The organism is Bradyrhizobium barranii subsp. barranii (assembly GCF_017565645.3).
GTDB lineage: Bacteria > Pseudomonadota > Alphaproteobacteria > Rhizobiales > Xanthobacteraceae > Bradyrhizobium > Bradyrhizobium barranii.
This window is the reverse complement of the sequence record NZ_CP086136.1, coordinates 2683456-2697545: the sequence shown is the minus strand read 5'-3', so window position 1 is coordinate 2697545 and position 14090 is coordinate 2683456. Positions and strand designations below refer to the sequence as shown.

At 61.0% G+C, this 14090-nt stretch carries 9 protein-coding genes; 3 read left to right on the top strand and 6 right to left on the bottom strand.

The genetic code is table 11. From position 1 onward, the window contains the following. Positions 1–485: 485 nt before the first annotated feature. Positions 486–4847 carry a lipocalin/fatty acid-binding family protein gene (locus J4G43_RS13010; RefSeq protein ID WP_208085037.1) on the top strand — a complete coding sequence of 1454 codons (4362 nt, stop codon included), beginning with the start codon at positions 486–488 and terminating at the stop codon, positions 4845–4847. A 58-nt stretch (positions 4848–4905) separates the two neighbouring features. Here J4G43_RS13010 and J4G43_RS13005 read toward each other — a convergent pair whose 3' ends face one another. The 6 genes from J4G43_RS13005 to J4G43_RS12980 all read right to left on the bottom strand — a co-directional run bounded on the left by J4G43_RS13005 (position 4906) and on the right by J4G43_RS12980 (position 11547). After that, on the bottom strand, positions 4906–5643 hold the full coding sequence (locus J4G43_RS13005; protein WP_063985219.1) for a class I SAM-dependent methyltransferase: 738 nt from the start codon (positions 5641–5643) through the stop codon (positions 4906–4908). Positions 5644–5771: 128 nt separating this feature from the next. After that, entirely contained in the window at positions 5772–6323 is a 552-nt protein-coding gene (locus J4G43_RS13000; RefSeq protein WP_208089308.1) for a serine O-acetyltransferase, read from the bottom strand. Between the two features lie 31 nt (positions 6324–6354). After that, positions 6355–7809, bottom strand: coding sequence for a lipopolysaccharide biosynthesis protein (locus J4G43_RS12995; RefSeq protein ID WP_208085036.1), 1455 nt, complete (start codon positions 7807–7809; stop codon positions 6355–6357). Between the two features lie 48 nt (positions 7810–7857). Then, a complete protein-coding gene (locus tag J4G43_RS12990; RefSeq protein WP_208085035.1) occupies positions 7858–8910 on the bottom strand; it encodes an acyltransferase family protein in 1053 nt (350 codons plus the stop codon). A gap of 88 nt (positions 8911–8998) precedes the next feature. Then, positions 8999–10351, bottom strand: coding sequence for a hypothetical protein (locus J4G43_RS12985; protein ID WP_208085034.1), 1353 nt, complete (start codon positions 10349–10351; stop codon positions 8999–9001). Positions 10352–10356: 5 nt separating this feature from the next. Next, complete coding sequence (locus tag J4G43_RS12980) at positions 10357–11547, bottom strand: acyltransferase family protein (RefSeq protein WP_208085033.1); 1191 nt, start codon at positions 11545–11547, stop codon at positions 10357–10359. Between the two features lie 362 nt (positions 11548–11909). On the opposite strand from J4G43_RS12980, the gene J4G43_RS12975 reads away from it, so the two are divergent. Together J4G43_RS12975 and J4G43_RS12970 are read left to right on the top strand one after the other, a co-directional pair. Then, complete coding sequence (locus J4G43_RS12975) at positions 11910–13295, top strand: O-antigen ligase family protein (RefSeq protein WP_208085032.1); 1386 nt, start codon at positions 11910–11912, stop codon at positions 13293–13295. A 39-nt stretch (positions 13296–13334) separates the two neighbouring features. Then, a complete protein-coding gene (locus J4G43_RS12970) occupies positions 13335–13985 on the top strand; it encodes a hypothetical protein (RefSeq protein WP_071916260.1) in 651 nt (216 codons plus the stop codon). The last annotated feature ends 105 nt before the right edge of the window (positions 13986–14090 follow it).

Sequence of the window (14090 nt, the reverse complement as noted above, 5' to 3'; positions counted from 1 at the left end):
TAGATTTACTTTCTCGCTTCCCGACTGCACGCGGGAAAATTCGGAAGCGCGCTGCAAGCCTTCCGCGCCCGAACAACTGTCACATTCGCAGTTCGATCGAAATTTTTTGCGGTCGTGACTCGCAGGCAACTCGATCCGCCCACGCCACAGGCTTAACAGCGCTTAACACAATAGATTCGAAGCAAGGCTGCTCGCGCGACAAGCAAATGCGGTTCGATTAGGCACCGGCACAACATCGATCGAACATCGTCGTTGCATCGCCATTCGAACGTCACGCTGCAAGCACATTGCCGTGGTCTTCATCGATCAATCTCAGTCCACGCAGATTCGTGCGCTGTGGGCGTCGCGCAGGAAGCGTCGGTGAGAAAATCTCCGGGTGCTTCCATTTTTACCAATCTCACCAACTCGAAAAACAGAGATTGGCCGATACGACAGACGCAGGCGGCACCGAACTCTCGCGTTTCAGAAAAGGCTCCGAAATACCGATGACTACCTCATCACCAGATCAGACGATCCTGTCGGCGAGCACCTTTGTCAGTTCCATCGGCGTCAATGTTCACGTTGGATATTCCTGGGGCGCCTACGACAACCTCGCCCTCGTCGAGGACAATCTTAGATATCTCGGGGTGACGAAACTGCGGGGCGGACTCGCCACGAGCCCGGAAGCGCAACCGATCGTCGAGGGACTTGCGAAGGACGGTTACAAATTCGACCTCGTGGTTCCGTCGGGCGTTCCGGCCGGCGGCGCGGCTGCGCTCCAGTCTTATCTGGAATCCGTAAAAGAGTTCGCGGCCAGCCATCCCGGCAGCGTCATCGCGCTGGAAGGCCTCAACGAGGTCAACATCCAGGGCTTCAGCTATAATGGGAGCTCGAGCGTCTCGGCTGCAGCGCAGTTTCAGGCTGTCTATTACAGCGCCATCAAGGCGGACGCCGCGCTCAAGGACATCCCCGTCTACAATTTGTCGATCGGCTATAATGACTCGGCCGACTACGCCAATCTCGGAAACATGTCGGGGTCGACCGACTACGCCAACTCTCACGCCTATGTCAGCACCGGCCTGACACCCGAAACCGCCCTCGAGCAATTGCTCGGTAACGCCACGTCGGTCACCGGCGGCAAACCGGTCGTGATCACCGAGACCGGCTATACGACCAAGAGCGATACCCCGTATGTCGGCGCCAGCGAGAACGTACAGGCGAAATCGATCCTGAACACGCTGGTCGATGCCTACAAGGACGGCGTCAGCACCACCTATCTCTATCAATTGCTCGACGCCTCGGCGAGCAACGACCCTACGGATCCCGAATCACACTGGGGCCTGTTCAACGCCGACGGAACCCCGAAGCTCGCGGCGACCGCGGTCCACAATCTGACGACGATCCTGGCCGACGACGGCAAGGGCGGCCACACGCCGAGTGCCTCGCTGAACTATACGCTCGACAACATGCCGGCGAGCGGGAACAGCATGGTTCTCGGCAAGAGCAACGGCGCCTATGAGCTCGTGGTCTGGGCGGAACCCAAGGTCTGGAACGACGCCACCGATACCGAGATCGCGAATCCGACGACATCGGTTACCGTCAACCTGGGCAGCGTCCACCACCTGATCAACGTCTATGACCCGCTGAAGGGCAGCTCGCCGATCGCGACCTACACCGACGTCAGCCAGATCGTGGTTCCGATCACGGACCACCCGCTCATCATCGAGATCGACGCTCCGGCAGGAGGCGGCACTGCACCGCCCGCCGTGACCGACGTCAGCGGAACCGCCGCCGACATCGTGTCGCAGATGTCCGACCTGAACGCCTCGGATTCGCTTAAGACCATCACGCTCACCGACACCCACGTGCTTCCGGTCGCCTCCGATGCCACCATGGCGTACATGATCTCGCATTACGGGAAGGCGCTCGCAGCCATCCAGGGCGGCTACCAGTTCTCCATCACCAACTCGACCGACACCTGGAGCGTGACCAGGGTCTACGACTCCTCTGCAAAGCTTCTGTCGACCAGCACGTCCAACTTCACCGACGGCGTCATCACCAGCAAGGTGACGCTCAATACCGACGGCTCATCGGAGAACATCGCCTATACCGGCGGCAAGATGGTGCGTGACGTCACCGTCTCGGCGATCGGCGACAAGGACACCAAGACCTACGATACGAGCGGCAATCTCATCGCGGACCTCGTCCAGAACAAGGACGGCTCGTCCTCGAACACGCTCTATTCGAACGGCGTCAAGACCAAGGTCTACGTCACCAATGCGGACCGCACCCACGACAACTACTATTACAACATCACCGGTCAGTCCTATACCACCGAGCACGACCAGCTCGACGCGGGCGGGAGGCTTCTATCAGTCGTCCGGATGCATGCCGACGGCTCGATGGCCTACAGCCAGGTCTACAACAGCGACGGCAGCAAGGTCACGACCCAGTACGACGCCACGGGCCACAAGACCTCTGTCGTCACCGTGACATCGACGGCGACCAGCACCGATTTCTACACCACAGCCGGCGTTCTCAAGCAGACCGTCGTGCAGACGACCTCCGGCAACGTGACCACCACGAACTACAATGGTTCGCTGCTGGTGTCCGTCTACGTCGTCAACGCCGACGGCTCGAAGGACTCCAAGCTGTACGACGCCAAGGGCGTCATCGCGAGCGACGTGGTCCAGAACGCGGACGGCTCGTCGTCGACCACGCTCTATACGGCAGGCGTCAAGACCAAGGCCTACGTCACCAACGCGGACGGCAGCCGCGATAACTATTATTTCAACATCACCGGCCAGTCCTATACCGGCGAGCACGATCACCTCGACGCGAGCGGCAAGCTGCTGTCGGTCAGCCGCACCCATGCGGACGGCACCATGGCCTACAGCCAGGTGTTCAACAGCGATGGCAGCAAGGTCACGACCCAGTACGACTCGACCGGCCACAAGACCTCGGCCGTCACCATAACGTCGACGGCCACCACGACCAATTTCTATACCACCGCGGGCGCGCTCAAGCAGCAGGTCGTGCAGACGACCTCCGGCAACGTGACCACGACCAACTACAACGGCTCGCTGCTGGCGTCGGTCTACGTGGTCAACGCCGACGGGTCGAAGGAGTCGAAGCTGTACGATTCCAACGGCATCATCGCGAGCGACCTGATCCAGAACAAGGACGGCTCGTCCTCGAACACGCTCTACACGGCCGGCGTCAAGACCAAGGTCTATGGCACCAATGCCGACGGCAGCCACGACAACTACTATTACAACATCACCGGCCAGTCCTATACCAACGAGCACGACCACATCGATCCGAGCGGAAAGCTGCTTCTGGTCAGCCGTACCCATGCCGACGGCTCGATGGCCTATAGCCAGGTGGTCAACAGCGACGGCAGCAAGGTCACGACCCAGTACGATTCCACAGGCCACAAGATCTCGGTCATCACCGTCACGTCGTCGGGTACGACGACCGACATCTACGATGCATCGACCGGCGCATTGAAGCAGGAGGTCTCCAAGACGAGCTCCGGCGACACCACGACGACGAACTACAACGGCGCAAAGCTGGCGTCGGTCTACGTGGTCAACGCCGACGGGTCAAAGGACACCAAGCTGTACGATTCCAGCGGGATCATCGCCAGCGACCTCATCCAGAACAAGGACGGTTCGTCCTCGAACACGGTCTACTCCGCCGGCGTCAAGACGAAGCTCTATGTCACCCATGCCGACGGCAGCCATGACAACACCTTCTACAACATCACGGGCCAGAGCTATACGACCGAGATCCAACACCTCACCGCCGCCGGCGCGCTTACGGCCCTGACCCGCCTTCATGCCGATGATACGCTTGCCTACAAGCAGGTGATCAACAGCGACGGCAGCAAGGTCACCGACCTCTACGACAGCACCGGCCACAAGATGAGCGAGATCCTGAATGCCGCCGATGGATCGACCACGACGGACACGTACAACTCGTCGGGAGCTCTGGTCCAGGACGTTCACAAGACGGCGGGCGGCGACGTGACGACGACGAACTACGCGAACGGATTGAACTCGTCGATCTACGTCGTCAACGCCGACGGCACCAAGGAAACGAAGCTGTTTGACGGCAGCGGCAGCCTCACCAGCGACTACGTGCTGAACAAGGACGGCTCCAACTCGACCACCGTGTTCACGTCGGGCGTCAAGACCGCGGTCTACGCCAATAACGCCGACGGCTCGCACGACAACACGATCTACAACATCACCGGCAAGAGCTACGTCACGGAGCAGCAGCACATCGACGCCGCGGGCAAGATGACCTCGATCACCCGGTCGCACGCGGACGGTACGCTCGATTACACGCAGGTCGTCAAGTCGGACGGCAGCAAGGTCTCCGACGTCTACGACAGCACCGGGGTCAAGACGACCGAAACCATCAACAACGCCGATGGAACGTCCGACGTCTTCAAGTTCAAGGTCGCCGGCCTGCCGGGCGCCGTCGAGCACGACAGCTACAATACCAGCGGCTCGCTGCTCTCGATCGACGTCCTCAACACCGATGGCACCCACGCTGTCACGGCGGTGACTGCGGGACTGACACTGGCCGGCGGCAGCGGCAACGACGTCTTCTCCGCGGCGCCGGGCACGACCACCGTCATGTTCGACGGCGGCAACGACCAGATCAAGAGCTTCCACGCCGGAGCCGCGGCGAACCACGACACGATCGAAATCCTGAAATCACTGGTGGCCGACTACAGCCACCTGCAGATTTCGCAATCAGGTTCCGACACGCTGATCCAGCTCACCTCGGCCGATTCCATCCTGTTGAAGAATGTGAATTCGGCCAACCTGGATCACGGCAACTTCCTGTTCGTCTGACGCCGAACCAGCTGGCAGGTCCCCCTGCCAGCTGAACGGGACGACGGGGGAAGCAAGGTCAGTGCGGCCGCGCGGGTGTGGCCGCACCGATGAAGATGATATCCTCGGCCAGCAGCGGAAGCCGCCGCAGCAGCATCGACTTCAGCTTTCCGGCGCGCATGAAGGTGGCCATCTTCACCTCGACCGGCGCATAGCCGGCGTCGATTGCGACCTTGGCGATCGTATAGGGCGTGAAGAAGAAACGGTGATCGCTGTTGATCGTCTCGACGTTCTTCAAGATGCCCTTGATGTTGCCACCCCTGAAGGCGTTCGGAACGGTGATCACGATCTGATCGACGACGTCGCCGTAATTCTCCCTGAAGCGCGACAGGAACGAGACCGGATTCGGAATGTGCTCGACGACTTCGCCAAACACGGCGATGTCGAACTTCCGGCCGGATATTGCCTCGATCTTCTGGCCGGACGTCACGTCGCCCGCGACCATGTTGTCGAGCCCGGAAATCCGCGACGCCTCCCGCACCGCATCCGCATCGATGTCGACGCCGACGGTGTATTCGGAACACTCGGTGATCAGGCCGTGCAGCCAGTCCCGGTTGTCGATCTTTCGTTTGATGAGCGGCAGATGATCACAGCATCCGACATGCAGGACTCGCTTGCCCCGACAGATGTCCACGAGGACGTCGCATCTGTATCTGACGTCGCCGTCGCCCCGATACTGCACGACGATGGTGTCTTTGAACTTCGAGCCGTCGAGATAGGGATAGACCTGCGAAAAATCGGTAATGATCGACGACATGGGCTTGCTTCCTGTGTCCGAGACGTTTCCGGACACAACTATACATGGCAAGCAATCAGAATTGTGACCGGGCTGAACCGGCGGACCAACCGCGGATCGCCGGAACCTCGCTGTCGGTTCGCGGTCCGTCAGGCGCGCAGGCGACCTGGTGCTTCCGAGCGCACGATCCGCGCAGGTGCTCCCGCGGCGACGGAATGCGGCGGGACGTCACGCGTCACGACCGCGTTGGCGGCAACGTTTGCTCCCGCACCAATCGAAGTCGGGCCAACGATCACGGCACCGGTGTAGATGACGGCGCCGTCGCCGATGGTCGGGCAACCCGGTTCATCCCAGGCACGCCGGCCGAGCGTGACGTTGTGATAAAGCATCACGGAACGACCGATCCGCGCCCCCTCGCCGATCACGACGCCGGTCGGATGCGGCAAGATCAGCCCTGGACCGATCTCCGCGAGAACCGAGATGTAGCAGCCGCGCCGCATCAGCGACCGCACGAGCAGCCAGGTGATCTGGTGTCCCCAGCGGGTCTGGAATCGCAGCATCCTGGCGATGCGCCAGGTCGTGATCACGGCGAAGCCCGGGCTCGTCAGCATGGCGACGAAAGCGGCACCAACACCGGACCTGCCGGTGTTTGCCATCAGGTCCTCGCGCCACGGAAATCCCGCCTGGGACTTGCCGCTCATTCCCTCAACTGATGACATCAAACGTTCTCTACTAACCTGCCGAGGAAACATTCGCCTGGATCGACGGAACCGAGCCGCCGAGCAGCGACTGCATGCTGTTCCAGATACGACGCCTGAATATCACGTAGCTGCCGAGCACGATCAGCGCATAGACGGCCGTCGCCAACAGCCAATGTGACAGGCTTGCGACGTCTCCCTTCGTGGCGACGACCGCACACAATGCGCCGAGCGCGGTGGCGACGGTGGCCGGCATCAGGGCGCCCAACAAAGAGGCATAGGAGATCGCGCAGTTGCGGGCGCCAATCATCAGCATCAGGACGCAAACGAGGATCGATACGATCAGGTACACGACCGCCACGGCCGTGAGCCCGAACGGCAACGCCACGACAAAGGCAAGGATCATGCTGGCACTATTGGCGGTGCTCACCCAGAACTGGAGCCGGGCCTTGTTGTGAGCGAGCAGAATCGGCCCGGCATAGGCCGCAATCGACTGTGCCGCGCCTGCGGGCGCGAGGATAGCAATCAGCGGCAGGACTTCCTGCCAATGCGGTGAGAGGAACGTCGCAACGGGATATTTCAGTCCGAATGTCAGATAGATCATCGCCGGGAATGTGATCATCGCGGTCATGCCGAGCACCGCGCAGATCGCCGACCGGCGGCGTTCCTGTTCCCGCTCGCCGTTCATCCGGCTCAGGGTGGCCATCAGAACTCCGCCGCCCGGCCACGACAGGATCATCAGCGGAAGCGTCATGAACTGGAAGGCGAGACCGAACAGGCCGACCGCCGCCGCGCCCAGCTTGGCGCCGATCATGAGATTGCCGACGTTTCTCGCAGTGAAGTTGAGCACGTTCGAGGCCAGCACCCAACCGCCGAACGACAGCATCAGCGCGACGCCGCGCCATTTGAAGGACAGATGGATATGGCGCCTGGTGTTCACATAGAAGGCGACGGCGCGCACCGCCTGCATCAGGACATAGTATGCGATCAGCGCCCAGATCCCCCATCCGAGCAGGGCTCCGGCCACGCCCACCGTCGCGGAAGCCAGAGCCGCGCCGGCTTCGATCAAGGCGATGGTCTTATATTGCAGGGAGCGCTCCAGGACCGCGCGCGGCCCCATCGCGGAAATGGACAAGACGACCGAACCGGAAAGAGCAGCCAGCACGGACGGCAGCCCCTGCATGTCGACGGCAGCCCCCAGCGGTTTCGAGGCGGCGGCCAGCACCAGGGCACAACCAATCCCGATCGCGACCATCAGAGTCGTCGCCGCGCCGGCTTCCTCCCTGGTGAGCGACGTCCGCTGGATCATCGCGCTCGACAGCCCAAGGTCGGTCAGCATGGAGATGAAGGCGATGAACGGCAGCGAAAACGCCACGAGCCCGAATTCCGTGGGCGTCACGAAATAGGTGATCAGCAGCGTGATGAGGAACTGAACGGCCGACTTCACGACGTTCACGCTCGACATCGAGAGCAGATTCTTGATGATCATGACGTCTCTCGTAAGTGATCCGGCTGAAACGATTGCGAAGGGATGCGCTCAGGCGACATAGCGAGCTTCACGGTGCACTCCGAACAACAGGCCCCGCAGCGCCGGATCGAGCAAGCGGCGGAGTCTCACTTCGATCAGCTCGTAACTGACCGTCCCCGCTATCAGTGCGGCAATCAGGCCGAGGCCCGCGAACCCGGCCCAGAGGAGCCAGATATTGACGCCATGCGCGGCCAGCTTCACTCCGATGACCTGCAACGGAAATAGCGCAAAAGGATGGACCAAATAGAGGCTATAGCTGATCTTTCCGAGGAACTGCAGGAATTTGCCGCTCAAAGCGGCGGCAATACCGGAGTCCGGAGCAAGGACCATTCCAAACAGCAGCGCGCCCGGCAGCAGCCCGACCAGCGGATGCACATATTCGATCGACACGTACATCGCGATCCCGCAAAGGATGCCCGCCAGCAATCCGGGCCAGCCGACGACGCGGATCCGCAAATCGATCAGGCTGAACAACAGCCCGACCAGAAAGAACGCGGCGATCGGCCGAAAGGCGATTCCCGCGAGACCGAGCAGGATGAACGGCGCCGCCAGCAGCCAGTTCCTCCGCCGCACCAACATCACGAAGATCACAGCGAACAGAATGTAGAACGCCCATTCGTAGCTCAGCGTCCACGCATTCTGCTGGCCGATCGGCAATCCCAGCGCGTCCGGCAGGAACGCCAGATTGACGAAGAACAGCTTGAGATAGGTCGGCAGATCGATCCCCTTGAAGAACTTGTAGCCAACCAGGGGGCCTGCCGTGAACAGGATCAGGTGCAGGATCACGAACACGGGCAGGATTCGCAGGGCGCGATCGAGAAAGAACTTCCCGACGCTGCGGTGACGCATCAGGCTCGCCGGAATCAGGAAGCCGCTGATCATGAAGAACAGCTCGACCCCGTGCCCGCCCATGTTGACCGTCGCTTCCAGCCACGGCCAGATCGGAGGCAGGAAGCCCGCCAGAAGCGGCATGTCCTGAAGATGGACGATCAGCACGGTGAGCGCGGCGACGCCGCGCAGCCCCTGGATCGCCTCCACGAAATTCTTGCTGTCTGCGCTCACCGCCGCGATCCGATATCAAGACGAAGGAAAGTTGCGGACCAGAGCCCGTGCTGCGCATTGCAGCTCATTGCGTACGGCAACATCGCAATCATGCCGGCCGAGAGACCAGATCGTCGACGTCAGGCGCGAGTGGCACCGCGTCCGCGACGGTCTCGTCACGTCTCTCTCGGGCGAAGACTTCGCTGAAGGCGACGCCGAGCATGATCAGGCCGCTTGCGGGACCATAGGCCAGAACCGTGATGGTGAAGAGGTTCATGGCGACCGCGAAAGACAGCTTGTAGATGTCCCTGGTCCTTGCGACCGCGAGGATGACCATGACCATGAACAACACGAAGATCGGCCCGAACATCAGGTAGGTGCCGAGGTAGAAATTATCCACCGGAACGTAATAGCTGAGCTTGTTCGAGAACAGCAGCTGCGGATAGTTGAAGCAACCGAGGCCGCAGCCGGTGAAGAAGCCGACCGGCATAAGCTCAGCCATGTAGACGAACGGCAACTGCCAGCTGTTGTTGACGCGGTCCTGCAGGCTGAACAGACCGCGCGACATGCTGACAAGCCCGTTGCCGGAGAACAGGGCGATCAGCACCGCAGGCACGAGGATCGACAGGAACGACAGCAGCGCCATGCGCCGGAGCATGGGAAACTTCTCACGCTCGGGAACGAGGCGAACGATGATCAGGCAAGCGATGTAGATCACCATCACGCCGAGCGACGTCTTGTTCGTGGTCAATTTGATGGCGTAGAGACCGATGGGGGCCCAAAACAGGCACCACAGCAGGCTCCGGCGCACCGAGCTGATCGTGAACGAAATGAACACGAAGAATGCGGCCATCGTGCTGTCGGCGGCAAGTCCGGCGAGGCGCGTCTCGGACGCCGACCACCACAGCCGCGTCGCCTGCCGCGTCGTGCCGAAAGTCTCGTAGGCATATCCCACCCAAGGCAACTGCATGCGGGACGACAATATGATCCCGACGATCGTCAGGTAGAAGATCGGGTGAAGCCATCGCAACAGTCGATCGTAGTCGCCGAAATTGCGCCCGCAGAAGCAGAAGCCGACGAACACCGGCGCGATCATCTTGAACGACGACATCATGCCGCTGAAATAGCCCAGGAACACGTATCCGAGGTAAAGCGCAAAGCAGATGTAGAACAGCGTGAGGATCGCGACGAGGTTACGTCCCATCAGGACGTAGCGCTGCACGAAGGCAAAAATACAGACCAGCGCGAAAATGTCGGGCAGGAACCACAGCGGACTGATCTTGAGAACGGCCAGATAATAGCGCAGCGCGCCTGCGAGCGCATCGCGGTAGAAATAAAGCAAGAGCGCGATTGCCTCGAGACTGAAGAATGCACTGCCCTCCTGCTGGTGATGCCGGGGCAAGGCCACCGGATCGACCATGCGCCAGTCCGACTTCGGTAGAGCCGAAGAGTTGCTGGACATGCCCGTCACTCCGCCGCGACCACAGCGGGAACGGCGCGGCGATTGAAAAGCCGAAGCACGAACCGCGAGCCCGGCATCTCGACCCAGAGGTAGGTGAGGTTGGAGAGCACGAGCACGGCGGCCACGAAGACGGCGAGCAGCAGCGAGGCTGCCAGTCCGGGAAGAATGTTGTCCACGATTTGCAGGCGCCCGGTGCCCACGCCACGCGCGAAGTACTGGATGAGGACAAGTATCAGCGCATGCGTCATGTAGATCGAATAGGAGCGTTTGCCCAGCCAGACCAGCGGACGAACGGAGAGCAACTTCGGCAGGAGCCGCTCCGGAAACGCCATCAGCGAGCCCAGCAGGGCGCCGAAAACGATCGGCGCCACGAAGCTGAGCCGTTCGTCGAAGCCGACGACTGAAACCAGCACAATGGCGACGACGGCTGCGCCGATCTGGCAGGCCGACTGAACGAAGGGGCTCACTGAACGACCTTTTCCCGAGACGAAACGAAGCGTGAGCACGCCGACGAAGAAGCCCAGGAAGCATCGGGTGAAGGCGTTGGTCTGGAAATCGAGCGTTTCATTCTTGAGCACGAAGATAATGAGAGCTGCACCCATCACGGCCAGCACGGCGCTGAAAACATAGACGAGCTTGATGTAGCCAAGGCGCTGCGACAGGACGACGACGGCGCCAAACACGAGATAGGTGTAGAACTCCGCGCTGATGCTCCAACTCGGGCCGTTCCAGCTCAGATAATCGAGCACGCCCATAGCATGGAGCAAGAACACATTCGCGACAAACGAGTACACATTGTTAACCTGGAGATCCGCCGTCTCGTTGGTCGAGAAGTGCAGCAGGTCCAGTTCGGTGAGCGTGAGCCGCATCAGCCGAAACGCCAGAAAGGCGAACAGCATGACGATGTGCAGCGGATAGATGCGCGCGATACGACGCAAGGTGAACGTTCGGAAGTCGAACCCGCTGAACTCCGACTGCACGTAGCTCATCGAGATCACGATGCCGCTCAACACGAAGAACAAGTCGACGAAGAGCCAGGAATTGTGAAAAAACGCGACGTCGATCCAGGCGCGATGAGGCAGCGCAGCGGCGAGCGGATCCGATCCGACGAAGTGATGGACGACCACGCAGAGGGCGGCGAGGCCACGAACGCTGTCCAGCGGAACGTAGTGCGCCTTTGTTTGATGAGCTAGCACTTGATAGAGGCTCTACGATTCGACCAAAGCGAAATGCTGCGGTGCAATATAATGCCTCCACCGGGTGGTTTATTCAACTGAAAAGAGCCGCGAAGCGCCGATCTCGACCAGGACAGTGCACGACAGATGCGGCAGCAAGACGCCGGCCGGCATCTTTGCTCCGACGACATGCTCATAAACTTCAATTCAGCTTTCGTGAGGCAACGGGCATTGCGTTTGGAACAGATCAGGGCTGCACGCGCGAGCTGCGGCCTTGTTTGCAATGTTGCGAATGGCCATCAACGACCCAGCCTCGCATTAACTTGATCTCGCGCGAAGTTCTGATAGCTCCATCGTGGCTGAGCTGAACCACAGAGGGGCCTTTGGGCGCGATATCGCGATTTTTCGCCACAGCCGTGTTTGTGCTGGCGCCACTTCCGCTCGGATCCCTCGACCTCGCGTGGATTTGCTTCTGGAATTTTCTGCTGGTCTGCAGCCTGCTGACCGCCGATCTTTCGGCCGTGAGCCGTCGCAATGCCATGTTGCTCATTCCATTGGCAGTGGCGATCGCAGCGGTGGTTGTCATCGTGGCGTTGCAAACGTGGAGCGATCCGTCCAGTGAATCAGCAGCGGTCTGGGAACTGCCGCGGCGTTTTTTCGGCCTCGTACTGCCTGACCGTCTCTCGGTCACCGCGCGCGGAACGTGGCTAGCGTTCGGATCGGTCTTGCTGCTGTCGCTCGCCTTCACGCGCGCCGTGATTCTTGCAAGCGATGCGGGAGCCGCACGTTCGCTGCTACGCATACTGGCATGGGCGGGTTGCCTGTATGCATTGTACGGAATTCTGGCGGAGCTGATCGCACCGGACATGGTGCTGTTCAGGCAGAAGGAAGCCTATCTGGGCTTTGCCACGGGCACCTTCGTCAATCGAAACACGGCGGCGACGTTCTGGGGCAGCTGCGCCCTGCTGTTTCTGGTGCCGCTTCTGCGCACCATGCACCGCCAGGAAGGCGGGCCGCCGGAACAACCGGATTGGCGATCGCAGCTCGAGCAAATCCTCTCCGCGCCGGTGGCGCTCGGTGCGGGATTCGCGATCTGCACGATCGCGCTTGCCATGACCGGATCGCGGGCGGGTCTGCTGCTGTCGGTTGGCACGTTCGTGCTGGCCATCATCCTTTATCTCGTGCCGCTCGAGCTCGGCAGATCGCGGAAGTGGCTGGTCCTCGGCGGCTCAGCGGCAGCAGGGCTCGTGCTCTTGCAGCTCGTAGGCGGCCTCGTGGCGGGGCGAATCGTCGAACACGGGCTGATCGATCCGCAGCGGCTTGCTGCGTACCAGGCATCATTGGGGATCATCGCTGATCATCGGCTGCTCGGTGTCGGGCTGGGCAATTTCGAAGCTGTTTTTCCCGCCATCAGACCTGCAACGCTCGGCAGTCTCGGCATCTGGGACCGCGCTCACAGCACGCCGCTGGAAATTGCCGTCGAATTAGGCATCCCCGCCTTCGCCGTCATCGCGCTGGCCTGCCTCTGGTATCTTTACCATCTGTTTACCGGAAGCTTGCGCCGAAAGCGCGACCGCTACATACCCGTGATCGGCGCCAGCGTCGCTGTATTGGGAGTTGCACATAGCTGCATCGATTTCTCGTTGCAGATACCCGGTTACGGCGTGTTTTTCGCAGCCATCGTCGGGTGCGGCCTCGCGCAATCGCTACCATCACAGATGCGAAAAGAACGTGGCAAATCCGTGCAAGTCGAGCTAAAGTCAAATTAATTGAAGTTTAAAGCCAAATTGATTGAAGTGGGCAGGGCAATGAGCTGGAATTCTGGTAGGCGCTTCACCGTGATCGTCGGAGCGCTGGCAATTTTCGCCGGAATGCCGGCAGCATTCGGCGCAACGGGCGTCAGCTCGGGCTGCGTTGCCAACACCGGCGTTGTTTCAGCCGAGCGCGCCACCGACTTTCTGGCCAATCCCGGCGGGCTGCTCGACCAGTTCAAGGACGGACAAGGCGGCCTCGCCTCGGCTGTGCGCGACCTTCTGACCGCGCGTCCCGAGACAGTCGATGGCATTGTCTCGCTGGCGAAGGCCAGCAGCACCGATCAAAGCCGCGCCATTGGCGCTGGTCTCGGCACCGCCGCATCGGTTTGCGTTCTGTCGCAGCCCGGCGTTGCCCAGCTGATCCAGGAGGCGGTTCTCAAGACCGAGAATCCCGACCTGATCCAATCGTTCACCAGCATCACCGGCGATATCCCGACCGAAGCGACCAACGGCGCCGATCCGACGGGCGAGACCACAGCCGGCGGCGGACCTGGTTCGACCGCGGCGGAGGCACGCGGTGGCGGAGCAAGCTCGACCGCACCCACGGTCGTGAACCAGAGCGGGCCGGGTGCGGCGTCACAGACGCAGACGCTGTTTGCGGCGACGTCGACCGCCGTTCTGACCTCGGTAAGCCCGTCGCGCTGACGGCTGGAACCGTTAACCACCCCTCCCAGGCCGGTCCCGTGACCGGCCTATTTAGCTACAATTGTAAATTTCCGCGGAACCAAAGCTCAAATCGTTTGTGAGATA

Bases quoted from the DNA above. Each gene is read 5' to 3' on its own strand.
- J4G43_RS13010 (WP_208085037.1), top strand. From the start codon at position 486: ATGACTACCTCATCACCAGATCAGACGATCCTGTCGGCGAGCACCTTT.
- J4G43_RS13005 (WP_063985219.1), bottom strand. From the start codon at position 5,643: ATGTCGTCGATCATTACCGATTTTTCGCAGGTCTATCCCTATCTCGAC.
- J4G43_RS13000 (WP_208089308.1), bottom strand. From the start codon at position 6,323: ATGAGCGGCAAGTCCCAGGCGGGATTTCCGTGGCGCGAGGACCTGATG.
- J4G43_RS12995 (WP_208085036.1), bottom strand. From the start codon at position 7,809: ATGATCATCAAGAATCTGCTCTCGATGTCGAGCGTGAACGTCGTGAAG.
- J4G43_RS12985 (WP_208085034.1), bottom strand. From the start codon at position 10,351: ATGTCCAGCAACTCTTCGGCTCTACCGAAGTCGGACTGGCGCATGGTC.
- J4G43_RS12970 (WP_071916260.1), top strand. From the start codon at position 13,335: ATGAGCTGGAATTCTGGTAGGCGCTTCACCGTGATCGTCGGAGCGCTG.